Genomic DNA, 23989 nt, shown 5'->3' with positions numbered 1-23989 from the left:
GTTAAAGGGCTATTATTTATGAGGAAACAATTTATTTTATAGGAGGGAAAAATGAAAATAGCTATTGGGGTATGTGAAAAAATTAATGGAATATGTACAACCATGGGATGTTTTAAAGCTTTAAATAATAGAGAAAAACACTTTAGTACATATAAAAATGAAAATTTAGAACTTATGTCCTTCTTTACCTGCGATGCATGTTCGAATAATTCTGATAAAAATTTAATGAATATTGCTGAAAAATTAGAACAAGCAGGAGTAGAAAGACTTCATTTTGGTGTTTGTGTTGTTAAATGTGAAAGTCAAAGAACTAAAGAAATAAAGGCAATATTTGAAAAACACCATATAGAAGTAGTAGAAGGCACTCATTAAAAATATTAATAAATGTNNTCCTGTTACAATTACAACTTATAATTATGCTAAAGAACCTGTAAAAGTTACATTTGAAAAATCACCTGAAAAGGTTGTTGCAGTATATCAAAATTCAATAGAGACATTACTAGCACTAGGATTACAAGATAAAATTATTGCTACTGCTGGGTTAGATCATGATGTTAAAGAGGAATTTAAAGATGCTTTTAGCAAAATAAAATATTATGAAAAAGTACCTACAAAAGAAGAAGTTATCGGATTACAACCTGATTTCATATTGAGCTGGTATTCTCTATTTGGTGAGAAAAAACTTGGTGATGTAGGATTCTGGCATGAAAGAAATGTAAATACATATATATCACAAAACAGTGGTGTTATTAGCCCAAATACACTACAAAATGAATATGATGATATTTTAAATATGGGTAAAATTTTTGATGTAGAAGATAAAGCTAATGAAATAGTTAACACAATGAAAAGTGAAATAGACAAAGCTAAAGATTTTGTTAAAGGCAAAGAGTCTGTTAAAGCAGTGATTTTAGAAGTACAAAAAGATGGTGTATATAGAGTTTATGGAGAAGATAGTATAGGTGGAGACATAGCAAAACAAGTCGGAGCAGATTTGGTAGCAAAATCTAATGGTAAAATAGGAAATGAAGATTTAATAAAACTTAACCCTGATGTAATTTTTACTGTTTATTATGGAGAAGAAATTGATAGAGATTCTGCATTAAAATCTATTATGGACAATCCTGCACTTTCAAGCGTTTCTGCTATAAAATCAAAACGTGTTAATTCTATAATGTTAAGTGAAGTTTATTCTAGTGGTATAAGAACACTAGATGGTATAAAAACAATTTCAAAAGGATTATATCCTGAGTTATACGGAAATAAATAAAATGAAAAAAAATTATAAAGATAATACACAAAATGGATTACTTAATGGAACACCTGCTTATATAGGTGTTTCCATTATACTTGTAATTATATTGATTTTTTCTATTCTAATAACTGTCACTATGGGTTCTGTGGATATTTCCGTAAAAGATGTATATGAGATCATAATGTACAAACTATTTAGCATTGGAAATCCGGAGCTTTTATCAAGTGGCCCTGTATATGATATTGTTTGGTTTATAAGGCTTCCAAGAATTATTTTGGCAGTTGCTGTAGGCATAGGTCTTTCAGTATCTGGAGTAACCATGCAAGCAATTGTAAAAAATCCTCTAGCAGATCCTTATATATTAGGAATTTCTTCTGGTGCATCTCTAGGAGCTACATTAGCTATTATGCTTGGGGTAGGTATCTTTTTTGGTAGTAATTATGTAGGTATATGTGCTTTTATAGGTGCATTTGCAATATCAATACTAGTATTAACCCTTGCAAATGTAAATGGAAGAGCTAATTCAACAAAACTTCTTTTAGCTGGTATGGCATTAAGTACTGTGTGCTCAGCATTTTCAAGTTTTATTGTATATTTTTCTAATAATAAAGATGCTGCACAAACTATAGCCTATTGGTTGATGGGAAGTCTTGCCGGTGCAAAATGGGAAAATATAATAATAATTTTTCCACTTGTAATATTGGCTACATTATTTTTTATTACCCAATATAGAACACTTAATTTGATGTTACTTGGTGATGAAGTTTCTATAACTTTAGGTACAGATTTACATAAGTATCGCCAACTCTATCTAATCATCATATCTATAATAATTGGGTTTATAGTATACTCATCAGGAACGATTGGATTTGTAGGACTTATTATCCCACACCTTACAAGAATGGTATTTNNAAAAGAATTATTATATTATCAGCATTGATAGGAGCTATATTTATGGTTTGGGCAGATGTACTATCTAGAATCATAATACCTGGCAATGAACTACCAATAGGAATATTGATTTCTATAATAGGTGCTCCAGTATTTATATATCTTATGGTAAGTAAGTCATATGGATTTGGAGGTAATGCTTAATGGAAGTAAAAACTTTAGATTTAGAAGCTTATTTAGGAGAAAATCATATCTTAAAGGGATTAAACATTCATGCAGACAGAAAGGAATTTGTAGGCATTATAGGACCTAATGGTAGTGGTAAAAGCACACTTTTAAAATGTATATATCGAACTTTAAAACCTTCTACAGGCGCTATATTTTTAGATAATAAGAATATCAAAGATTTTTCTATGAAGGAAAGTGCAAAAAAAATGGCTGTGGTGTCTCAACATAATAATTATAATTTTGATTTTTCTGTTTCAGATATGGTTTTAATGGGACGATCACCACATAAAAAATTTATAGAAAAAGATAATACTGAAGACTACAAAATTATGGAAGAGTCTTTAGCTAAGGTAGGTATGTCAAGTTATGTTAATCGAAGTTTTTCAAGTTTATCGGGAGGAGAAAAGCAAAGAATAATCCTTGCAAGGGCTTTAGCACAAAAAACAGAATGTCTTATTTTAGACGAACCTACAAACCATTTGGATATAAAGTATCAACTTCAATTTATGGCAACAGTAAAAGAGCTTGGTATCACAGTTATATCTGCTATTCATGATTTAAATATCGCTGCTTTATATTGTGATAAAATTTATGCCATGAAATCAGGAAAAATTGTTAGCTATGGAACGCCAAAGGAAGTTCTAACTGAGGAGCTAATAAAATCTTTGTATGAGGTTGATGTTAAGGTTATGGTGGATAAAGAAACTGATATTTTAAATATCATCTATAGGTCACCTTATATAAAATAATAAACTTTAGTAATAGGTATTTATGTTTTATAAAATTGACTTCTTACTTTTTTAATATTATATCTTTTAGTTTATATAAGCGTTTCTTAATAATTATTCTAAAAAATATAAGAAACCCATCTATTTAAATATAGATGGGCTTTTGTTTTATGATGATGCTCTCATAGGTTCATCACAAGATTTATCGTTATTTTTAACATTAGTTTTCTTCTTAAGTCTAACTTCTGGCTCTGTAGGTAATCCAAAGTTAGGAATAAATCTATCTAGACCAGTACGAGTAAGTAATAGTAATGATCCTACTGTAACCACTGCCATTATATTATATTTAATGAATGAAAATGGTGTAAATGTATACAATGGGTATACAGCATTTGAAATAGCTACGTAAAAGCTTAAATATACATGCCATGGAATCAATTGAGATCCAAAAACTCCTAATGAACTCGAGAATATAGAGTTTCTTATTTTCAACTGATATATTGCTTCTTCGCTACCTTCAACATTATCATCTACTAATTCTTTAATTATAGGTCCTATAGTTACAATTTGTGCCATTTCATCTGCAAGCAACATATTACCAATTATTGATAACCATCCATTCCAATGCATAAGTTGTCTAACATTTTTAGACATGCGTACAACAAGCTTTGATATTGGCTCAAATGCTTTCATTTTTGCCATTATACCTCCAAATGCACCGACCCACATCATCATAACGATTACAGTTTGTCCAGCTTCAGAAAATCCGCCTTGTACTAACTCTAAAAACCCTGGTAATGTAGTAGTTCCTGCAAATAATCCAAGAATAAATGAAGATATTATACCTATAGATAAACATGCTAATGTAGATATTCCTTTAGCAGCTGCTATTATAACAAGAATTAATGGTATTACCATATATATAGGTACTCCATCCTTAACTTGATTTAATAAATCTACTGCTGCTGGTCTTTCTTGTCCTAGTGTAGCCCAAACCTCTTTTGGAATTGCATCTATTGCAGAAGCTGCATTAACAGATGAATCATTTGGAAGTTTTAGAACTACACTTAATATGTAGAAACCTATAGCTCCAATAACGAAACACAAACCAGCCCAGACAACTTGTCTTTTAATTCTATCCATTATTTCTACTTTTTGAATTTCAGAGCTAACAACTGTTGTGTCAGATATTAATCCTATATTATCTCCAAAACAAGCTCCTCCTGCTATAGCAGCTGCTGTCACCAAAATATTTCCATCAACTATATGAGAAAGCCATAGAAAAATTGGTGCACATGCTGCAAAAGTTCCCCAAGATGTTCCTGTTGCTATTGACAATATTCCAGTAACCATAAATCCTGTAAGAGCAACAGTTCTTGCTGTTAGTCCAAGTCCTAAAGCTACATTAACTATAGCTGCCCCAACTCCAGTTGCCATAAACGCTGCTGCCATCGCATACGCAAACATCAGTATAAAGAATACAAATTGCATAGCTTTAACGTTTTCAACTGCGCAATCTACAGCCTCATTAAATTTAATTTTTTCTGTCACATATGCCATAATCACAGCCCAGCAAGTTGCAAGTGGAGCCGCTATTAAGACCTCCATTCCACCCATCATCAAGCCTATTAAAACTGCAATTGGTGAAAGCTTCATAATCCCGCTTAAAAAAGTCAATTCAAATTCCTCCTTTTGTCAACAAAAATCGTCAACTTAAATGAAAATATTTTACATATTTTTCACAATTAAAATTTTTGTATAAATACATTATATTAGTATAAATAAAATAATTCAATATTTTATAAGAATTCTAATAATTTGTTAATAATTTGTATACATAATATGAAAAAAACAACATTTCTTTCAATTAAATGGTATAAAGTATTATTATAAATATAATTTCATAATAATATGAGTATAATTTTAATTAAAAATTTTTAGAATATAAAATTTAAAATATAAAATATTTGTATTATTGTATTGTAATACCTAATATGAATAAATAAAAATGCCAAAAATAAATTTCATAATTGTGAAAAAATTATGTTTTCAATAAATTTTAAAGTAAATTATCCATAGTTCATTTTTTGTTTAAAAAAAATTCACATAATTTTATGTCTCAAATATTTTTATACATTTATCGTTTATAATTATAATTAAAAGTTTAAAATTTATCAAGGATTTTTTCAATAAATTTTAAATTGTTTTAAGTTTCTTACTATAATCATTGTATTTTCCCTATTATATTGACAAAGTTTATACAATTACTATAGTATTATTTGGTCAAAATTTAGCGAAAATTTGGTTTATAAATTTAAAAATTTATATAACATTGAAATTTTATGTAAGAAATGGTAAAATTAATTTAAGTATATAAAAAATAACTGTTCAAATGTAAGAGATATATTTAATGTCAAATAAAAAAGGAATTTAATAGTGATCTAGCTATAATTAATTCTTATGATGGAAATATTCTACAAATGAACAAGCATATCAATTAATTATTTTTTCAATATAATTTATATTAAGGAGAGATTTTTATGACAGAAGTTTCTTACAAAAAAAGTGAAAACAAATTTATTAGTAAAACATTTCTTTACATGACTATGGGGTTAGTTGTAACTTTTGCTATTGCATATTTAGTATCAACTAGTGAAGCTTGTATGAATTTAATATATTCTAATGGTGCTTCACTTTTTGTAGTATGTGCTATAGAAATCGGATTAGTTGTAATAATAAACAAACAGTTAGAAAATATTTCTACTAATACAGCTCTTGCATTGTTTTTATTATATTCAGCTGTTAGTGGAATAACTTTTGCAACTATATTTGCTCTTTATGACTTAAGTTCTATTATAACGGTGTTTATTATAGCTGCGATAATGTTTTTCTGTTGTAGTATGATTGGTTTAACATCAAAAAGAGATTTATCAACTGTAGGCAGAATTTGTATTATGGCACTTGTAGGAATTATTGTAGCAAGTATTGCAAATTTTTTTATAGGTTCAACTGGACTTTATAATTCAATAAGTTACATAGGATTATTTTTATTCTGTGGCTTAACAGCATATGATATGCAAAAAATTAAACTTATACATCAAGATTCTTATGAATTTGATAAAGAAAATTTAAATAAATTTGCTGTAATTGCTGCTCTAGAACTTTATCTTGATTTAATAAACTTATTTATTTATCTTTTAAGATTAATAGGAAAACGAAGATAATATAAAAAATGTCCTAAATGCAAAAATTTAGGACATTTTTTTATTGAATAGATAAAATAGTATTAAATATTATTTATTTTTTTAACTAAGGGATGCTCTATCATTTTTTAAGATAAGAAATTACAATTATATATTTACTAAAACTAGTATCTGAATAATCAACTATATTCACAATTTTAGGAAATTGAATTTTCATATTAATACTTAATAGTGTTGAATCTGTAAAAATCATAGCAAGAATTGCTGAATAGTACTATGTGGTACAATTTACCTACTGTTAAAAATGGATATGTATATCTTGTTGATAATATGAAATGGAATTCTGAAGATGCTTTTACAAGAGAAAAATTATTAGAAGAACTTCCTAAAATTCTAAGAAAATAATTCTTCTCAGCCTTAAGACTCAATGAATTTACATAGTTTCAATTGATATATAATTTAATTATACGTTTATGATCGTAATCACTTAAATTCGCTGCACTGCTAAATTATAAATAATTTAATAGTCCTATTTATAATAATTCATGTAAAACCCATAACTAATCAGCATGTTGACTAGTTATGGGTTTCACATGAATTAAACTATAAGATTAAAAATAGTAACTAATTCTATCTAATATTATTCCAAAACATAGAATCATTATAGCTATGAACATTAATACATTTTGAAATTTAATTACCTTAAACTTTTCTTTCCATTGTTTCTCATATATTAACGTTCTCCTAGAGTCTCGTTTTAGTATAAGTCCTGAAAATATTAATAATCCAAATGCTCCTATAATAAATAAGGTACTTTTCATAATATCTAAGGTACCTTTAATATCAATCCCATTTACTAAAATAGAGCCTAAGCCGGATATTATTATTAATACTAAAGAAACAATCATACCTACTAAAATCGATTTAATTATATCTTTAAAATAACTCATAACTTTACTCATAATAAAATCTTATCCCCATCCTTTGTATATAAAATACAAAAAAATATTCACTAGTTAATTATTTATTTCCTTATAGCTAATATAAATGACATGCAACTAAATGATTGGGAGCTACTTCCTTAAGTTTTGGCGCTTCTTTTTTGCATATATCCTTCACATATTTACATCTTTTCATGAACTTACATCCTTGTGGAGGATTTATGGGACTAGGTACATCTCCTTCAAGCATAATTCTCTCTCTTGCTCTTTCAACTAAAGGATCCGGTATTGGTATTGCAGATAGAAGTGCTTGAGTATACGGATGAACTGGATTTTTATATAGTTCTTTACTATCTGTAAATTCCACAACAGCTCCAAGATACATAACTGCAACTCTATTTGATATATGCTTAACCATAGCTAAATCGTGAGCAATAAACAAATAGGTAAGTCCCATATCCCTTTGTAATCTTTTTAAAAGATTTACAACTTGTGCCTGTATAGATACATCTAAAGCAGATATTGGTTCATCACACATTATAAACTTAGGTTCTACTGCTAAGGCTCTTGCTATACCTATTCTTTGTCTTTGTCCTCCTGAAAACTCATGAACAAATCTATTAGCATGTTCTTTATTAAGTCCAACTAATTTTAATAGTTCGTTTACCCTCTCTGTTCTTTCACTGGAATTTGATGCTAATCCATGTATATCTATACCTTCAGCTATTATATCTCCTACTGTCATCCTTGGATTTAAAGAAGCATATGGATCTTGGAAAATTATTTGTACTTCTTTAGCAAAAAGCCTCTTTTCCTTTCCTGATAGCTTGTGTACATCCCTTCCTTTATAGAAAACACTTCCATCAGTTTTGTGATACATTCCTGTGCAGGTTCTTCCACAGGTTGTTTTACCACAGCCGGATTCTCCAACAAGTCCTATAGTTTCACCTTCATATATATCAAAACTTACATCATCCACTGCTTTTAAAACAGCATTCTTACCTACTTTAAAATATTTCTTAAGGTTTTTAACCTCCATTATTAGATTATTATTTGCTTCCACTAATAGACACCTCCGCTTTAAAACCATTCTCTATTTTAGGAGCCATTGGATGATAAATCCAACATGAAGCAGTATGTTCTTCCTCAAATTCTGTTAATGGTGGTTCTTCCCTTAAGCATATATTCATGCAATATTTGCACCTTGACGCAAACCCACATCCCTTAGGAGGTTTAATTAAGTCTGGTGGTGTACCTTGTATTGATACTAGTTCTTCATTCCCTTCACTATCAAGCCTTGGTACCGCTTTAAGTAACGCCCAAGTATAAGGATGCTTGGGATTATAGAATATCTCCTCATAACTTCCTTTTTCTACTAATTTACCAGCATACATAACAAATATCCTATCAACTAAATTTGCCACTACCCCAAGATCATGAGTAATTAATATAATAGACATTCCTAATTTTTCTTGCAGATTTTTTAAAATATCTATTATTTGAGCTTGTATAGTAACGTCTAATGCAGTGGTTGGTTCATCTGCTATAAGTATGCTAGGACTGCAGGCAAGTGCTATTGCAATCATAGCCCTTTGTCTCATACCTCCAGAAAACTCATGGGGATATTGATTAATTCTCTTATCTGCATTAGGTATACCTACTAACTCTAACATTTTTTGGGCTTCATTTAATGCTTCTGCCTTACTCAATTTTCTATGAATCATCAAATTTTCAGCAATTTGTTTTCCCACTTTCATGGTTGGATTTAGAGCCGTCAATGCGTCCTGAAAAATCATGCTGCATTCTTCTCCTCTAAAATCCTGCCATTGCTTCTCTGAAAAATTTAATATATTTTCACCTTTATAAATAATTTCGCTTCCCTCTTTTATTTCTCCTGGAGGAGATTGAATTAAGCCCATTATAGATTTTGCTGTAACTGTTTTACCGCATCCTGACTCTCCAACTATTGCAATACATTCCCCTTTGTCTACATCAAAGGACATACCTCTAACTGATTGAACTTCCCCAGCATAGGTGTGGTATGATACTCTTAAGTTCCTAACTTCCAATTGTTTTTTCATAATTTCCCCTCCTATTATTGACGAAGTCTTGGATCGAGTGCGTCTCTAAGGCCGTCACCAAGCAAGTTAAAAGCAAGTACTGTAATACATAGTGCAAGTGATGGGAATAAAAGCTGTGTTGGATAAAATGCCATAACATCTCTTCCATAAGCTATAAGTGAACCCCAGCTTGTATTTGGAGCTTGAAGTCCTATACCAAGGAAACTAAGACCTGCCTCTGCAAAAATATATGATGGTATACTAGATGCTATATTTAATATTAATACTCCTATGGTATTAGGAATAAAGTGTTTTATTATAATTCTCTTAGGAGATGCTCCTAAAACCTGTGCTGCTAAAACATATTCACTTTCCCTTAGCTGCATTAACTGTCCTCTTATTAGCCTAGCTGTACCGCACCATGAAGTAATGGTTAAAGCAATAGTTAATGGTACATAACCATTACCGAACACCATCGTCATAAGAATTATTAATAATAGCTCTGGAACACTTGTGATTACCTCTATGACTCTCATCATAACTTCATCAACCCATCCTCCAAAATATGCCATTACGCCGCCATATAATGATCCTAAAATTACCTGTATTATAGTTGCTACAACTCCTATGGCAATGGATATTCTGCCAGCAAACCAAACTCTTGAAAATAAATCTCTTCCAGTTCTATCTGTACCAAACCAATGTTCTGCAGAAGGAGGCATGTCTCCTAATTCACTATTCATTTGTATGAATTCTTTTCCATTGATATATGGTCCTACTATAACCATAATCATTCAAAGTACTAACACCACTAGTGAAGTCATTGCCACAGGATTTTTTTTCAGTCTTCTCCAGGCATCTTGAAAATAGCTTATATTAGGTCTATTAATCACATCACTGTCTGCATTTTCACATCCAATTACTTTAAAATCGTCAGCCTTAAATTCAGCCATACAGCTTCCCTCCCTATCTCTTTCCACCAGTAATTCTAATTCTTGGGTCTACCACAGTGTATAAAATATCTGTTATAAATATACATATAATATACATTGCTGTGATGATTATGGTATGTCCCATAACCATTGGTAAATCCTGAGCTTGTACCGCAGTTATATAGTAAAGCCCTAATCCTGGTATTGAAAATACTCTTTCGATAAAGAAAGCACCTGTTATACATAGAGCTAATGTCATAGGTAAATAGGTAACTAATGGTATAAAAGAATTTCTAAGTATATGTCTTGTTACTACTTTTGTATTTGATAATCCCTTAGATCTAGCCGTTAATACATAGTCTTGATTTACTACATCTAACATAGATGTCTTTAAAAGTCTTGAATAGGATGCAATATATCCAAAGCATCCAGAAAGTGTAGGTAAAATTGTGTATTTCCATCCTCCAAACCATAAATCTTTACCTCTAGGCCAACCTATTATCGGAAACCATTTTAAATTTCCTGCAAATATTTTTTGAAGCCCTAGAGCAAAAATAAAACTTGGAACAGATATAAATAAAATTGCTACTGTTACTATGGTACGATCAATCCATGTTCCCCTATTCATTGCAGCAAGAATTCCTAATATAAGTCCTAAACTAAGTCCTACTATAACTTGTTGTATACCAAGTCTTGCAGATGCAGGAAGTTTTTCTTTTATTACAGATTTAACAGTCTGCCCTGGATAGACTATTGATTGTCCAAAATCTCCATGAAGTATTCCACTCATAGTTTTCATATATCTCTCACCAACCGGCTTATTATATCCATATTTTTCATACATTGCTTCTTTTATATTATCTGGTAATCTTTCAACTTTTTGCATGAGTGGATCTCCAGGAATTGCTTCAAGCAAGAAGAATGTAGCTGTTGCTATTATAAATAATATAAGTAACATTTCTAAAAACCTTCTAATGGTATAACGAATCATAAAGCACCCTCCTTATTTAATTAATGCACAGGACTTTTTAGACCCTGTGCATATATTATTAATTTCTACCTTCAGTATATGCCCATCTCCACTCGTAATCTGGTCCAAATTTAGGAGTCATAAAATTCTTAATATAATTTTGTGTAAATCTCCTTGTATCAGTATAATATAGTGGTGATACTGCAGCTTCATCTTTTATTAATATATCTTCAAGCTTTTGAAGTTTTTCTAGTCTCTTATTTTGATCTGTTTCTGTTAAAAGTTCTCTGCATATCTTATCGTATTCTGCATTGCTGAATTTTATATCATTATTACCATTATTAGTTTCAAACTGGTCTAAGAAATTTATTGGATCATTAAAATCTGCGCTCCATCCAAAGAATGAAATATCATAATCTGAATCAAGTACTGCTTTCTTCCAAATTCCATAGTCAGGGGCAACTTCAACATTTACTTTTACACCTAAATTTTTTTCAAGTTGTTGTTGATACCATTCGTGTTCTTGCTTAGAAGCAGTTGAAGTTCCACGAGCAAGATATTTAAGTTTTATTTGACTTAAATCATTAATGTCTTTTCCTAATTCTTTAAGGCCTTCTTTAAATAATGCTTGTAATTTTTCAGGATTATTTTTATATTCATCTGACATTTCTTTTAATGACTCTGTAGCCTTTTCTCTATAGTTATCTTCCCCTATATCTATAGCTTTTGGAACAAAAGCATAAGCAGGAGTAAATCTGCCACTAAGTGTATTTACATAATCTTCTCTATCTATTGATAATGATACCGCTTGCCTTATTTTGTTATTACTCATTATTCCACTTGGACCGCCTTTAACATTTAATCCAAAATACCAATTACCTGGTGCTTCTCCTGTTGCTGCTTGAAATTTACCTTCTTCAGCCATTTCTGTCCATTTTTTGATGTACTCTTGTGTAGAACCTGTGACATCTAATTCGTGAGCTTCAAACAATTGAGCTTGAGTTGAAAATTCCTCGATTTTGTTCATTTCAACTTTTTCTATAAATACATTTTCTGCATCCCAGTAATCTTGATTTTTTTCTAAAACTAATGAATTGTTTTTAATTAAATCTGTTATTTTATAAGGTCCAGAATAAACTTGTTTTGTATAATCTGTATTCCAATTTTCTCCGCCTTTTTCAATAACATCAATCCTAATTGGATAGAAAGATGAATGGACCAATTTCTTCTCAAAGTAAACAGTTGGTCTTTCAAGTGTTATAACTAATGTATTGTCATCCTTAGCTTCAGCACCTACATCTTCTACCTTTCCCTCTCCCTTATTATATGCTTCTGCACCTTTTATATCGTATAAGAAATACGCATAAGGAAATGCATTGTTTTTATCTAATATTCTTCTATAAGAATCCACAAAGTGCTGAGCAGTAAACTTTACTCCATCACTCCACTTCATGTCTCTTATTTTAAAAGTGTAAACAAGCCCATCATCAGAAACGGACCAGTTTTCTGCCGCTGCTGGTTCTAGTACATCCTTTCCATCTACAACCTTTGCCCTAACTAATCCCTCTTGAGTTGCCGCAAGTATTGTATGGGAAGATGTGTCTTGACATTCATTAGGGTCAAATGTTTGAGGGTCAAATAGTATAGTCTTTAAGTATTGATCCTCATCTTTTTTACCTTCAGTTACTTCTGTTGTATTTTTTGGCTCTGTTTTTTCCCCACTATCAGAGTCTTTACTACAACCAGAAAATGCTAGTAAAGATCCTGCCATCACAATAGCTGTTAATAAAATACTAAGCCATTTTTTTGATTTCATTTTTTTACCCCCTCTTTAAAATAAAATATATTTAAACCCTGAAGACTTATCCTCTATTTCTATCAGAGTTTAAAACAAAGCTTTAAAATTTTAGATGGTTAATAAAACTAGCAATTTTATCCACATAATAAATAATTTATTGCATTTCAATATCTTCAATTTACAAAACCTATTTAAAGATCAATAATTTCAACTTATATTTTATTGTTTATCATAATGAATTTTTTATTAATATTTTCCATACATTTTGTAATTTATTCAATTATATGTATTTAAATTAGTATATATCCCTAAAAATCATTATCTTCGTTAATAAATGTCTAATTACCAACTCAAATAATTTAATAATATGAATTTAATTTCTAAATATTAATTCAGATATTCTTTTAAAAAATTAAAATAGAAATAATTATGATAAATGAAAATTAAAATCTATTTTTTATCTATTTTTACAAAATTGATAATATTTTGAACTTTAATACTATAATACCATATTTTTCTCTATATTCAAATAATATATATTCGAGTAAATTTTTATTATATGTATTTATATTGAAAATATATCTATTTTTTTGACTTTACAGCTGCTTTTAATTAAAATTTAATTCGAATTTATATAACATAATCTTACATATAAGAAAGTTTTTTAATAACTCTTTCTGAAAACTTTATAGAAATAAAATAAACTCATAACTATAAAATTTATAATTATGAGTCTACAAATATATGGTTCAATAATGAAGATTTAACTTATACATGATTTAATTTCGATAGCATTTTTTACTTTGAATTAAAAATTAATGATAAAAAATGAAATATTATATTTAAACCTCCATTCTTAAAGGCTTTAGAGTTTTTAGAATAACTTTTTTTAAGTTTTGACATTAATTTATAATAATTAATTTTAAGCTATATATTTTTTATTATATTAATAATATTTTCTTTACTTATATTTTTATCCTGTGCTACAACTTCACCATTTTTAGTATATATTAAAAGAGGTGCTTCTACAGTACCAAGCCTTGAAGCAAGACTTGCATTTTTATAAACGTCAATTTTGCTTACTTTAACTATGTCTGACATTTCTTTTTCTACTTCTTCTATCTCAGTAAGCAATGTTCGACTTTCCTCATCAATTGGAGACCATAGATATATTAATCCTATTTTTTCACTCTGCATAATTTCACTTTCAAACACTTCTGATTCTGCGATATATTTTTCTGCTCCAACTCCTGCTATAGCACCATCTCCAACTGCTGTAGCAACTTGCTTTAAGAATTTATCTCTAACATCTCCTACTGCAAATACACCTTCAATATTTGTTTCCATTTTTTCATTTGTCGTAACATAACCTTGTTTAGTTAAATTAATTTGCTCTTTAAATATCTCAGTGTTAGGCACATAACCTATAAATAAGAAACATCCATCTACTGAAACATCTGATAAATGTCCAGTTTTAGTATTCTTTAAAACAACTTTATTTAATCTATCTTCTCCTTCAAAAGAATTTACTACAGTATTCCACATAAATTCCATTTTTGGGTTTTTCATAGCCTGTTCTTGAGCTATTTTATTTGCATCCATAATACCTTCATCATGAATTACAGAAACTACAACTTTTTTTGCAAATTTAGTAAGAAACATCCCCTCTTCTATCGCTGCATCTCCACTTCCAATAACCATAACAGTCTTATCTGTATAATATGCTGCATCACAAGTAGCACAGAAAGATATACCTTTGTCATATAGGAATTTTTCTTCATTAGCAGCATTGGTTAGTCTTGGCTTTCCTCCTGTAGATATGATAACAGTTTTAGCATGATAAGTTATTCTAAAAGTTTCTACTAATTTGTCTTTTCCTTGAAGATTAACAGCTTTAACATCTGTTAGCTTAAAGTTAACTCCAAAATTTTTAGCTTGTTTATGAAAAAGATTCATAAGTTCTGTTCCAGTGGTTCCTTCTGGAAAACCTGGATAGTTCGCCATTTCATTTGTATAAGTAGCTAGTCCACCAACTAAGGATTTTTCTATTAAAAGAGTTTTAAGTCTAGCTCTTCCACAATATATTGCTGAAGTTAAACCAGAGGCACCTCCGCCAATAATTACCACATCATAATATTCATGTTTTTTCTCCACTATAAATTCCTCCCCACTGCCTATAAATTCTACTTATTATATAGATAGTTAAAATATATGGTGGCATTAAGCCACCATAATATGTTACATAAAATATTTAACTAATAGTTTACTTCCAATCCATGCGCCGATAAATATAAATATCCAATACATCCAACCATGAAGAGACATAGATGCAATTCCACTAAATAACGCTCCTATATTACATCCAAAGGAAATTCTTGCACCATATCCCATTAAAAGTCCACCTAGTACTGCTGCTATTACTTGTTTCCATGATTTTATTTTCTTTATTTTAAATTGAGATGCAAGCAATGTAGCTAAAAATGCACCAACTATAATTCCAATGTTAGAAATAGAATGAGGATCATTTAAAAAACCTGCACTTAAAGCTGCAGCATGACCTTTTTGCTGAAAGTAAAACCATTTTTCTGGATGACCACCTATTAATTGATATAGCCAAGCTCCCCAATAAGAAAGCGGAGTTGTTACTCCCCACGCCTTACCAGTAGACGCAAACATTGCAATATTTATAAGTGCTAAAACAACTGCTCCAGCAGTATATGACCATGGGTCTTTTAAAAACTTCTTATAATAAACATTCTTTTTAATATCCATAAAATTCACCCCATATTAATTTTTAAGGGAAAACTATTTTGTCTTTTCAATATAAACTTCCCATTGACCGTCATCTACTTCTTCTATATCAACATTATGTCCTTCTTTTCTTGCCCATTCTGGTATATTTTTCATAGCACAGCTATGATCTATTTCAACTATAACAACCTCTCCTACTTTCATATTGTCCATTTTCTTTTGAGTCTTAATTAGTGGTACTGGACAAGCCTCACCTAAACAATCTAATCTTAATTCTGCCATAATAAATTCCTCCCTTTAATTATTAATTTACTTAAAATTTATTGTAATTTTTAATTACTCATTTGATTTTTTATTTCCAAACCAGTCTGCAAATATATAAATTCCTAGTAATAGTGCAAATTGTAAAAATATTGCTAATGGCCATCCCATTATATCTGGTAAAAATACACCTTTTTCAGGCATAAACGTCTCTGACCACCACCCAAAATTCTTTGCTCCCCATAGTGATCCGATAATAAAAAATACCAGAGATAATATTTGCATTGTAAAACCTTCTCCAACTCTCATTAGAGTACCTGAAGCACATCCCCCTGCAATTACTGCTCCTATCCCAAACATAATAGCACCAACGGCTACATGTACACCTATGGGTGATATATTTCCTGGCATCGGTGTTCCTTTTGAAACTGCTGCATATTGTATAGCAGCAAATCCAACTGTAGCAGTAGCAATTGCAATTACAACTGCCTTAGTTAACGAAGTTCCTCCCGTTAAAACTGGATCTCTCAATGAAGCTGTAAAACAAAATCTTGACCTTTGAAGTGTAAACCCTGCTGTAACACCAAAAACCCACATAAGAGCAGATTTAGGTGAATTGTTAGCCATAAAGAATCCTACTCCTCCAATAGCAATTAAAAGTGCTACTCCGAAAGGAATTTGATTTACCTTCTTCTTTTTTGGTTTTCTAGTTATATTCGTTTTAATTTCAGCCATTTTTCCACCCCCTTAAATTAAGTTAGTTAATTAACAAACTTAACGATAATTAATTAATTAATTAATTAAAATATTTAAAATATTTACACTATAATTTTATAACAATTATCTACTATTTAGTAATTAGTTTTTCTAATACATGATTAATATTTTTTATATTTATGTAGAAATATTATTATAACTTATAATTTAAATAGTTATAAATTTCACTAAACAATGATAATTATAGATATAGAAGTTATAAAAATTAACAAATTCATTAAAATGATTATTATTTTTTTACTCTTTGAATTCATAGCCTATTAAATTCACTTTGTATAATCTAAATATGCATTCTATAAATTGAAATAATAAAAGTAAGATAACTATATGATTATATTCATTGACTTTGAAATATCTATATACGCTATCTCTTGTGTATGTAGAGAATTCACTTTTACAATGATAGGTTAATTTATTAACAGGTTATGCTTTATATATGACACTATAAAAGTTATAATAAGATTGTATATAGATACGCCATCTTAAAGGTTAATGTGTAATTAAATATAGTTCCCGTAAACTTTTCAATTCACAACTTTAATAAACGAAGAATCAACAAAATTTAAGGTGCAATTTAAATCTTCTTCCATAAAAGAAAAGTATTCATAATTATCTAAATATATATTTAATAGATATTTATAAAGTACTAAAGAATAATAGTTATTTCATCTATACATTAATATTAGAATTTGTATATCTCTTTTCAAGAAGCCATTCTTTTAAACATTAAAGTGGTTTCTTTATATAAAATAAAGAAAGGTGGGTACTTAAAGTGAACATAAACTACTTTATCTCATTTATAGAAACAGTAAAACAAGATAGTATATCAAAAGCATCAAAAAAACTTCATATGACTCAATCAGCTTTAAGTCAACAGCTTCAAGCATTAGAAAAGTCTCTTGACTCAAAACTTTTGATACGTAGTAATAAAGGCGTAGATTTAACTGATGAAGGTGAGATAGTGTTAAGTTATGCTGAGACTCTAGTAAATCTATATGAAAATATGGTAAAAGAATTAGATCAGTGCAAGAATTCACTAATTCAAGAGATAAAAATATCTACCTGCAATAGTGTTGGAGAATACCTCCTTCCTTGTACTTTACATTTATATAAAAAGAGCCATGATGATGCTAGGTTTGTTTTAAAAAATGAACATACAAAGCGAGTAATAGAGCATGTCTTAGATTGCAGTGCTGATATAGGATTTATAGATTGTGAAATAAACATAGATGGTGTGGAATGCTTTAACATATGCAATAATAATCTATTATTTGTGCATTCAAGTAAAATTGATATGGAAAAAGACTCTATCTCTTTAAATGAAATTGCTTCTCTCCCTCTCATAATAGGCTCAAAAGGAAGTGGCATAAGAGACTCTATTGAAGATATGTTTTCAAATATTACTGGAACAAAAAAAAAGGTAAATATTGAAATGGAGCTTGATACAATAGAATCTATAAAAGCCTCTGTGATAGCAAATCATGGTGTATCAATTCTTCCTAATACTTCTGTAAAACAAGAAATCCATGCTGGTATTTTAAAGACTTTACCTATAATAGATGCTAAACCTAAGTGCAAGATATGTTTAATATCTTCAAAAAGTAAAGCCTCTCAGCCGCATATAAAAAGCTTTATACAATATATAATGAAATATGGTAGAGAAACTTTTTGTTAATATAAACATAATAAAACTCATAGCTGTAAATTTGTACAGTTATGAGTTTTATTATGTTCTATCCAACTTATTAAAATATAATAACAAAACCTTTTATTAACCTAATTTTTTAATAGTTATTTCCCATATGCCATCATCTTCTTCAACGGTTATTTCACAATTGTATTTTTTAAAACCATCTTTAAGTCCTTGAGGTGTACAACTATGATCTGAAATTACAGTTACACATTCTCCAATACCTATTTTTTTATATTTAATTTGTGCTTTTACTACTGGCACAGGACAGATATAACCAACGCAATCTAAAAATTCTGACAATTATATCACCTCATTATTCTTTATAATTTTTCTATGTATTTTGTCCACTAAATATTAACTTACTAATATTATGATATTGAAAATATAATAAATTATATGCTATATTTTAATTTTAACATTACCTCTTCAAGATTAAAACATATTATTATACCTTAATTAAAATACAGATAATTATATCATATATATTAAATAAAAAACTCCTATCAATTTNNAAATTGATAGGAGTTTTTTATTATAAAAGTTTATTATAAATCTTTTTTAACTTTAATATTTATTTCTCTAATCTTTCTTATTTACAAATAAAGTTCCATCACTTTGAATTTCTGCATAATAAACTTCATCTATAGATTTTACTCCAGAATTCTTTAATTGTTTTTCTAACCACTTTTTAGTAACATCTACTTCTTTTAAATTGTGTTCGACTATAGAACCATCAGATATTAACTGCGTTGGTAGATACTTTTTAGGTGTAGGCTTTATTTTCATATCTTCTTTAGTAACTTCTTGATAATCATGCTTTTTAAGTACACTTAATTTTCCATTTGGCTCTATAACAGCATAATCAACTTCACTGACAGAAAATATACTTTGCTCTCTAAGCATCATAGTTAAATCTTCAACATTCATTCTCAAATCAACCACTACTTTTCTAATAATTTTACCATCTTTAATCACAATACTTGGCTCACCATCAAGTAGTCTTCCTAGTTTATGAGATTTAACAGTAATATATGCAGTTGCTTCTGCTAAAATGCACCACCAAGCTAATCCTATTATTTCATCAATAAAAGGTTCATTATCTACAGTTATAATATTTGCTACAATAGAACCAATGGTTATCCCTGTAACATAGTTAAAAAATGATAATTGGCTCATTTGCTTTTTTCCAAGCATTCTAGTTAATATAAGTAGAGACAAAAAAGATAAAGTTGTTTTTAAAAGTAATATTAAGACTTCCATAAAACTAACACCCATATTAGACACCACCTAAAATTTAATTTTAATAAGTTCTATGTATAGATAAACCACATAAAAAGTTAGTTGTTCTTTACTAATAATCTAATTATTAGTTTTTCCACCTCTGCAAAGCAGTAATAAATCTCTTTAGGTTTCCCCTGAGGTGCAGTATAGTTTAAGATAATATTTAAAAGTTAAAGCTAGTTAATATTTAAACTTCTCTTTTATAAGAGAAGTTTTGAATTTATTTCTTTTTAAAATGACAGAGTCATTTTTATCGAGAAGTCTATTTTAAGAAATTAATTTACAAAATTAATTTCCACTATAATTGCCAATTGTTCATTCTCAATTCTCCATTGATTAAAATTACAAATTGAAATAGTTAATCGCATAATTATTAACTATACATTAACTTTTAAGATAGTTTATCTACAATAGTAGTATGTCTATTCTAAAATTAAATATGTAACTCTTTACTTAAAATTATAAATTTTAGTAAGACGTCAGATGTAGTTATAGGAATCCAATACGAAAATTTAGAATGAAATTTACTATTAGTGAATTTCTAAAATAAAGTTTATTTTAAAAAACTCCAAAGGCTTTGGCGGTGGAGTTTTAACTATAATTCTTCATTATTCATTCTTAATTTTTAATTCATTGTAAAAATTTTATTATAGAAATTAAAATCATATATAAGTTAAATTTTCATTAAGGAATCCTATATATACTTCACAATAAAATACAAATTAAGGAGCCACCTTAATAATTAGAGGCGACTCCTTAACTTATTTATATATTGATAATAATTAACTTAAAGCATTGTGCTGAATTTTAATATACTCTTCAAGCTCACTAAGTGATGATGTTATGAATTCATATATAACATATTCAGGATTTATTAATTCAACAAGCGATTTTATCATCTTATTTGAAAAAGGTTTATGTCTATCTATATTCATAATATGCCTATATATATTTTCATTCATTTCTTTTAAAGTCAATTTATTTTTATTATTTTTCTCTATTTGTTCTATAATATATTTCCCTGACAATGAACAGTTAAGATGTATACCTTTAATAAACTTTTTTAAATCTCCAAGATTATTAACTACTTTTAATAAATGCTTAATTCCCTGCTCTTCATCTTCTAGATGATGATTGGTGTTCATTAAATGTGCAGTATCTAACATAAAACCTTTATTTGAATAATTAACTTTTTCTAATAAAGTTAATGCTATGTTTTTATCTAACATAGTAAGGCCTGGCCACCATAAATTTTCAAATAAAAGTTTTATATTTGTATTTAATCCTTTAAAAAACTCATTTATTAATTCTGCTGTAGCTTCTATGATTTCAGAATCTGAGTAATTAAATTTATAATTATAAGAATGTTCTAACTGTACATGAGAAACATGAAAAACTACATATTCTGCTCCAAGCCTATCAGCAATTTCTATTTCTTTTCTATAATTCTCTACTATAATGTCTTTTTTATATCTCCATAATATTTTTTAATACTGCCTATATCTCCAAACTGTCTTAAAAGTTCTTTTTGATTTCCATGCCAAAAATCAATCCAACTAGGATAATATGATAGGTGAATTCCCTTAATAACATTTTTTGAAATTGTTTCTTCCTGCCACATTAAAGGCTTTAACAGTTCAATTCCATCCATGTTATTTTTTTCCAAGAATTCTTCTAACTTTTTATAATCATAATTGAATCTTTCAATATCATATTGATATGTAGACAAGTTCATAAGCTTTAACAATCAGCTGAACCCTCCTTTGATTTTTCTGTCTTTTCCCTATTTTTCTCTACTATTTTATTAAATATATAGTCGTATCCATTTTGTGAATGCGGTATCATACAATTGCTGCAGTCCTTAACTCCATTAAAATTAGTGTTATTTCCACCACATTCTTCAAGAAAATAAAGTGGGCAATAGCAAAATAAGCAGTTAAACTTCTCCTCATCTTTTACCTTATGGCAAGGAAAAAACTCACATTTTTTATGTTGAAAAAACTTATAATTTTCACTCATCTTTATATCCCCTTTCAGTTTTAAACTTCTTCTTCAATATTTCCTTCTATTTCTAAATAAGCCTTTTTTAATTTTTCTTCTGTATCATTATAACATACATAGTTTATTCTTCCCCTCGAAAGATTACTTTAGAGCTATAGGTAGGTTTCCTGACTTTCGCCACTTCCCCTTTTACCTTCAAAATAATAAAGCACTTGTAGCTCTAATATTTAGTTTTTAAAATAATTTAATATTAAAAATCTTTATTTAATATTAAATTATAGGTTATAAATTCTTCTAGACACACCCTCTTATAGCACTAGCAATTTCTGTAGCTCCTAAATCCTCTAGTTTATAATACTGAGCATTCATAGCCTTTGCAATATTATTTGCAAGACCAAGCTTTATAAAATCCTGTTCTGTATCTATAACTATAGATTGTATATTTTCTGATGCAATTTTATTAGCTATTTCTATTGCTTCTTCATAGGGATCTCCATTGTTTACTGCTGAATTTGTTCTTCCATCAGATACTAATACTAAAACTGGTACCATCTCTGGATCTTTCTTTTTAGCAGCTTTTAAGATTTCGTATCCCTTAAAAAGCCCAGCTGATAATGGAGTTTTCCCACCAGTAGGTAGATTTTTAAGACTTTTTTGTGCAAGTTCTACACTTCTAGTTATTCCTAGTAAAACTTCTGCATGATTTTTTCTAAAGGCGACCATTCCAACTTTGTCTCTTTTTTGATAAGCATCAGTAAGTAGTGAAACAACTGCACCTTTAACCGCACTCATTCTCTTTTTAGCACCCATAGATCCACTAGCATCCACAACAAATAATATAGTAGTACCAGTTCTTTTTTCTCTTACTTTTTCTCTAAAATCACTTTTATTTATTACAAAAGCAAGTCCATTTTTATCTCTTAAACTCTGATAAGGTGCTGCTGCCCTTAAGGTTGCATCAAAAGCTATATCTTTTATTTTATCTTTAGGAAGATTATATTTTACATATCTGCCTTGCATTAAATCTGTCTTAGTTTTACTTCTCTTTCCACTTCCTCTACGCTTCTTTCTATCTATAGGTTTTATATCTAAAGATTTTATTGCAAATACATTACCTATATCATCTACCATTTCATTGTCGGCTTCATTTTCATTTTTTTCTTCTTGTTTAGTTTCTTCCAAATTTTCTTCATACTCTAAGTTATCTTCTTCGTTTTTATTATCTTCTTCATTATTATCCTCATAATTATCATTTTCTTCTACTTGTGGTGGCTCATTTTCCTCTTCTCTTTCTTCTTTATCATCATCTATTTGCTCTTCTTCACTTTCCTCTTCTTTATCATCGTTATCACTAACTGATGGTGGCATTTCCCTCATCCTGTGTGGAAGAGCAAATTCTGCTGCTTCTTTAATATCATTTACATTTATATTTTTCCTATTGTCGAAAGCAGCAATTGCTTTTGCTGCTTCAATTATTACAAGTTCTGCTCTATTTCCAGCACAATTAGCTTCTTTAGAAATTTCAGCTGAAAGGTACATTATACTATCTGAAACTTGAACTTTATTAAGAACTTCAATTCCATTTATAATTTTATTCATAAGTTCTTTTGATTGATCTTCAAATTTATCTATGTACTCAATTGGATTTTTTTCATACTCTAGTCTTCTTTTAATTATTTCTTTTCTTTGGGCTAAATCATCACTTCCATTAGCCTCTACATATAGACCAAATCTATCTAGAAACTGTGGCCTTAATTGTCCTTCTTCTGGATTCATAGTTCCAACTAAAACAAAACGTGATGGATGAGTGAAGGATATCCCTTCCCTCTCAACATGATTTATGCCTGAGGCAGAAACCTCAAGGAGACATTTGACAATATGTTCACTTAAAAGATTCACTTCATCTACATATAAAATATTTCCATCTGCTTCCTTTAAAATTCCCATATCTGGCTTTCTTACACCTTCACTAATTGCTTTTTCAATATCTATAGTTCCTAATAGCCTGTCTTCTGTAATATTTAAAGGAAGGTCTATTACTTTCATGTTATTTATTATTTCTGCTAATCCACGGGCAAGAGTAGATTTAGCTGTACCTTTTTCTCCGCTTATTAAAATTCCACCAATACACGGATTAATTATATTTAATATAAGCGCCTTTTTAATTTTTTCTTGCCCTATAACCGCAGCGAAAGGATAAACAAAATTTCTTTTCAATT

General features: G+C 29.0%; 22 protein-coding genes and 2 pseudogenes. 7 read left to right on the top strand and 17 right to left on the bottom strand.

Translation table 11 applies throughout. The features are described from left to right. Window positions 1-51: 51 nt before the first annotated feature. The 4 genes and pseudogenes from B3603_RS00920 (at window position 52) to B3603_RS00905 (ending at window position 3123) form a co-directional block, all read left to right on the top strand. On the top strand, window positions 52-372 hold the full coding sequence (locus tag B3603_RS00920) for a CGGC domain-containing protein (RefSeq protein WP_039636370.1): 321 nt from the start codon (window positions 52-54) through the stop codon (window positions 370-372). Continuing rightward, window positions 368-1270 (top strand): ABC transporter substrate-binding protein, encoded by a 903-nt coding sequence (locus tag B3603_RS00915; protein ID WP_349676769.1) that lies wholly within the window; start codon window positions 368-370, stop codon window positions 1268-1270. Before B3603_RS00920 ends, B3603_RS00915 begins: the two co-directional genes overlap by 5 nt. Before the next feature lies 1 nt (window position 1271). Continuing rightward, window positions 1272-2350, top strand: a pseudogene (locus B3603_RS00910) (FecCD family ABC transporter permease). Then, window positions 2350-3123, top strand: coding sequence for an ABC transporter ATP-binding protein (locus B3603_RS00905; protein WP_291559637.1), 774 nt, complete (start codon window positions 2350-2352; stop codon window positions 3121-3123). Before B3603_RS00910 ends, B3603_RS00905 begins: the two are co-directional and overlap by 1 nt. A gap of 147 nt (window positions 3124-3270) precedes the next feature. On the opposite strand, the gene B3603_RS00900 is transcribed toward B3603_RS00905, so the two are convergent. Continuing rightward, window positions 3271-4779, bottom strand: coding sequence for a Na+/H+ antiporter NhaC family protein (locus B3603_RS00900; protein WP_291559635.1), 1509 nt, complete (start codon window positions 4777-4779; stop codon window positions 3271-3273). 863 nt (window positions 4780-5642) lie between these two features. Between B3603_RS00900 and B3603_RS00895 the strand changes: the two genes are divergently transcribed. Together B3603_RS00895 and B3603_RS00890 are read left to right on the top strand one after the other, a co-directional pair. After that, window positions 5643-6326: a Bax inhibitor-1/YccA family protein gene (locus B3603_RS00895; RefSeq protein WP_291559633.1), complete on the top strand. Its 684-nt coding sequence runs from the start codon at window positions 5643-5645 to the stop codon at window positions 6324-6326. Between the two features lie 255 nt (window positions 6327-6581). Continuing rightward, window positions 6582-6710, top strand: a complete 129-nt coding sequence (locus B3603_RS00890) for a hypothetical protein (RefSeq protein WP_291559631.1) — start codon at window positions 6582-6584, stop codon at window positions 6708-6710. A gap of 206 nt (window positions 6711-6916) precedes the next feature. Here the strand turns inward: B3603_RS00890 and B3603_RS00885 are convergent, their stop codons facing one another. The 10 genes and pseudogenes from B3603_RS00885 to B3603_RS00840 all read right to left on the bottom strand — a co-directional run bounded on the left by B3603_RS00885 (window position 6917) and on the right by B3603_RS00840 (window position 16753). Then, complete coding sequence (locus tag B3603_RS00885) at window positions 6917-7267, bottom strand: hypothetical protein (RefSeq protein WP_291559629.1); 351 nt, start codon at window positions 7265-7267, stop codon at window positions 6917-6919. Window positions 7268-7343: 76 nt separating this feature from the next. Continuing rightward, window positions 7344-8336: an ABC transporter ATP-binding protein gene (locus tag B3603_RS00880; RefSeq protein WP_291559627.1), complete on the bottom strand. Its 993-nt coding sequence runs from the start codon at window positions 8334-8336 to the stop codon at window positions 7344-7346. Continuing rightward, window positions 8296-9327, bottom strand: a complete 1032-nt coding sequence (locus B3603_RS00875) for an ABC transporter ATP-binding protein (protein WP_291559625.1) — start codon at window positions 9325-9327, stop codon at window positions 8296-8298. The genes B3603_RS00880 and B3603_RS00875 overlap by 41 nt, the downstream gene beginning before the upstream one ends. 14 nt (window positions 9328-9341) lie before the next feature. Beyond that, window positions 9342-10259, bottom strand: a pseudogene (locus B3603_RS00870) (ABC transporter permease). Between the two features lie 13 nt (window positions 10260-10272). Further along, a complete protein-coding gene (locus tag B3603_RS00865; protein ID WP_291559623.1) occupies window positions 10273-11229 on the bottom strand; it encodes an ABC transporter permease in 957 nt (318 codons plus the stop codon). Between the two features lie 58 nt (window positions 11230-11287). After that, window positions 11288-13024 (bottom strand): peptide ABC transporter substrate-binding protein, encoded by a 1737-nt coding sequence (locus B3603_RS00860; protein ID WP_291559621.1) that lies wholly within the window; start codon window positions 13022-13024, stop codon window positions 11288-11290. A 909-nt stretch (window positions 13025-13933) separates the two neighbouring features. After that, a complete protein-coding gene (locus B3603_RS00855) occupies window positions 13934-15160 on the bottom strand; it encodes an FAD-dependent oxidoreductase (protein WP_291559619.1) in 1227 nt (408 codons plus the stop codon). 84 nt (window positions 15161-15244) lie between these two features. Next, entirely contained in the window at window positions 15245-15778 is a 534-nt protein-coding gene (locus B3603_RS00850) for a YeeE/YedE thiosulfate transporter family protein (RefSeq protein WP_291559617.1), read from the bottom strand. A 33-nt stretch (window positions 15779-15811) separates the two neighbouring features. Continuing rightward, on the bottom strand, window positions 15812-16039 hold the full coding sequence (locus B3603_RS00845; protein WP_039636350.1) for a sulfurtransferase TusA family protein: 228 nt from the start codon (window positions 16037-16039) through the stop codon (window positions 15812-15814). Window positions 16040-16093: 54 nt separating this feature from the next. After that, complete coding sequence (locus B3603_RS00840) at window positions 16094-16753, bottom strand: YeeE/YedE thiosulfate transporter family protein (protein ID WP_291559614.1); 660 nt, start codon at window positions 16751-16753, stop codon at window positions 16094-16096. A gap of 814 nt (window positions 16754-17567) precedes the next feature. Between B3603_RS00840 and B3603_RS00835 the strand changes: the two genes are divergently transcribed. Continuing rightward, window positions 17568-18470 (top strand): LysR family transcriptional regulator, encoded by a 903-nt coding sequence (locus B3603_RS00835; protein WP_291559612.1) that lies wholly within the window; start codon window positions 17568-17570, stop codon window positions 18468-18470. A 96-nt stretch (window positions 18471-18566) separates the two neighbouring features. Here the strand turns inward: B3603_RS00835 and B3603_RS00830 are convergent, their stop codons facing one another. The 6 genes from B3603_RS00830 to B3603_RS00805 all read right to left on the bottom strand — a co-directional run bounded on the left by B3603_RS00830 (window position 18567) and on the right by B3603_RS00805 (window position 23987). Beyond that, complete coding sequence (locus B3603_RS00830) at window positions 18567-18788, bottom strand: sulfurtransferase TusA family protein (protein ID WP_039636344.1); 222 nt, start codon at window positions 18786-18788, stop codon at window positions 18567-18569. 279 nt (window positions 18789-19067) lie between these two features. Then, window positions 19068-19763, bottom strand: coding sequence for a DUF421 domain-containing protein (locus B3603_RS00825; RefSeq protein ID WP_291559607.1), 696 nt, complete (start codon window positions 19761-19763; stop codon window positions 19068-19070). A 788-nt stretch (window positions 19764-20551) separates the two neighbouring features. Next, entirely contained in the window at window positions 20552-21196 is a 645-nt protein-coding gene (locus B3603_RS00820; protein WP_291559643.1) for a TIM barrel protein, read from the bottom strand. A 26-nt stretch (window positions 21197-21222) separates the two neighbouring features. Continuing rightward, window positions 21223-21516 (bottom strand): hypothetical protein, encoded by a 294-nt coding sequence (locus tag B3603_RS00815; protein ID WP_291559605.1) that lies wholly within the window; start codon window positions 21514-21516, stop codon window positions 21223-21225. Next, a complete protein-coding gene (locus B3603_RS00810) occupies window positions 21510-21788 on the bottom strand; it encodes a cysteine-rich small domain-containing protein (RefSeq protein WP_291559603.1) in 279 nt (92 codons plus the stop codon). The genes B3603_RS00815 and B3603_RS00810 overlap by 7 nt, the downstream gene beginning before the upstream one ends. 276 nt (window positions 21789-22064) lie before the next feature. Further along, window positions 22065-23987, bottom strand: a complete 1923-nt coding sequence (locus B3603_RS00805) for a magnesium chelatase subunit D family protein (RefSeq protein ID WP_291559601.1) — start codon at window positions 23985-23987, stop codon at window positions 22065-22067. Between the last annotated feature and the right edge of the window lie 2 nt (window positions 23988-23989).

Source organism: Clostridium sp. UBA2485 (genome assembly GCF_002341865.1).
GTDB lineage: Bacteria > Bacillota > Clostridia > Clostridiales > Clostridiaceae > Clostridium_J.
Note: the sequence above shows the minus strand (reverse complement) of the source record. Positions and strands in the feature narration are given on the sequence as shown.

Coding starts and splice junctions, on each gene's coding strand:
- B3603_RS00890 (WP_291559631.1), top strand. CDS start 6,582: ATGTGGTACAATTTACCTACTGTTAAAAATGGATATGTATATCTTGTT.
- B3603_RS00860 (WP_291559621.1), bottom strand. CDS start 13,024: ATGAAATCAAAAAAATGGCTTAGTATTTTATTAACAGCTATTGTGATG.
- B3603_RS00880 (WP_291559627.1), bottom strand. CDS start 8,336: ATGGTTTTAAAGCGGAGGTGTCTATTAGTGGAAGCAAATAATAATCTA.
- B3603_RS00825 (WP_291559607.1), bottom strand. CDS start 19,763: ATGGGTGTTAGTTTTATGGAAGTCTTAATATTACTTTTAAAAACAACT.
- B3603_RS00840 (WP_291559614.1), bottom strand. CDS start 16,753: ATGGCTGAAATTAAAACGAATATAACTAGAAAACCAAAAAAGAAGAAG.
- B3603_RS00810 (WP_291559603.1), bottom strand. CDS start 21,788: ATGAGTGAAAATTATAAGTTTTTTCAACATAAAAAATGTGAGTTTTTT.
- B3603_RS00845 (WP_039636350.1), bottom strand. CDS start 16,039: ATGGCAGAATTAAGATTAGATTGTTTAGGTGAGGCTTGTCCAGTACCA.
- B3603_RS00905 (WP_291559637.1), top strand. CDS start 2,350: ATGGAAGTAAAAACTTTAGATTTAGAAGCTTATTTAGGAGAAAATCAT.
- B3603_RS00865 (WP_291559623.1), bottom strand. CDS start 11,229: ATGATTCGTTATACCATTAGAAGGTTTTTAGAAATGTTACTTATATTA.
- B3603_RS00875 (WP_291559625.1), bottom strand. CDS start 9,327: ATGAAAAAACAATTGGAAGTTAGGAACTTAAGAGTATCATACCACACC.
- B3603_RS00895 (WP_291559633.1), top strand. CDS start 5,643: ATGACAGAAGTTTCTTACAAAAAAAGTGAAAACAAATTTATTAGTAAA.
- B3603_RS00920 (WP_039636370.1), top strand. CDS start 52: ATGAAAATAGCTATTGGGGTATGTGAAAAAATTAATGGAATATGTACA.
- B3603_RS00850 (WP_291559617.1), bottom strand. CDS start 15,778: ATGGATATTAAAAAGAATGTTTATTATAAGAAGTTTTTAAAAGACCCA.
- B3603_RS00885 (WP_291559629.1), bottom strand. CDS start 7,267: ATGAGTAAAGTTATGAGTTATTTTAAAGATATAATTAAATCGATTTTA.